Genomic DNA, 1,034 nt, shown 5'->3' on the forward strand with positions numbered 1-1,034 from the left:
ACTACGATCACAGGCACACCCCACCGAAGGCGGGGTGATTCAAGGAAATCAGTCCCCGGACTTACCGGGACGGCTCACGCAGCGGCTGGCCGGTGCATCGTGGAAGAACCGGCTGGTCGCTAGGACCGGCCGCGGAACGATTCCAAGTCGCGGTGCCACCGCGGCACGCTGGGCCGTCCCGTCCGCGTCGGGTATCGACGCTGGCTACCCAACTACGATCACGCGGCCACACCGCACTCGGCGGCCAACCAGACAGCGATTCGTCGAGGGCCTCCGGCAGATCGTGCACCGTGTTCAATTACGTCTTGATGAGGAGCCGCTGCGGCAGCGGGGTAGCGGGCCCCTCACGTCAGGGGCATGGGTGCACAGCAGCGAGGTCAACACGTCGGGCGTTTGAGTCGTCGGCAGACCGAGGCGTGATGGGCAGCGCTTGGCGGTTGCAGTCGCCGCAACTCTAATGTGACAGTCGACTGTCGGTTAGCAACGTCGCAGAGACTGTGGGCCAGTTTGTCCCGTTGTAGCAGCTGCAGCGGCGGACTATGCAGCCGTGATGGGACGGAACAGCGGGAGCCACACCCGGCTGTCGTTCTCGCCCGACATCGCGGTCCAATCCTCGAAGAACACCTCAACCGGCATGCCGATGCTGATCTGTTCCGAGGAAACGTTGACCACGTTGGAGATCAGCCGCACGTCGGGCTCCTCGGCAAGTTCGACCACCGCCACGATGTAGGGCGGCTCGAAACCGGGAATCCACGGTTGCTGGTTGATGGTGTAGGCGGCAACCGTGGCCCGTCCGGAGACCGGTTCCGGAGCCACATCGGTGCTCCGGCATCGCCAGCAGGCCGGAGCCGGCGGGTGGAAGAAATGGCCGCAGCTGTGGCATCGGAAGATCAGCAACTCGTCACGTTCGCCGCCGGTCCAGAACGGCCTCGACTCGGCCGTCGGTGTCGGCGCCAAGGCTAAGTCCCCTGGGATGGTGGGGTTTCGGGCCTGCGGCTGACCGGGGCGGTTGGGCTCTTGGTGTGTCGTTGAGG

The 1,034-nt window shown here is 65.3% G+C and carries 1 protein-coding gene; it reads right to left on the reverse strand.

Annotation, left to right across the window (positions count from 1 at the left end; translation table 11 throughout):
- Nucleotides 1–537: 537 nt before the first annotated feature.
- Nucleotides 538–957: a Zn-ribbon domain-containing OB-fold protein gene (locus tag BST10_RS22180; protein ID WP_205277374.1), complete on the reverse strand. Its 420-nt coding sequence runs from the start codon at nucleotides 955–957 to the stop codon at nucleotides 538–540.
- Nucleotides 958–1,034: the final 77 nt, after the last annotated feature.

Source organism: Mycolicibacter algericus DSM 45454, from assembly GCF_002086455.1.
GTDB classification, from domain to species: domain Bacteria; phylum Actinomycetota; class Actinomycetes; order Mycobacteriales; family Mycobacteriaceae; genus Mycobacterium; species Mycobacterium algericum.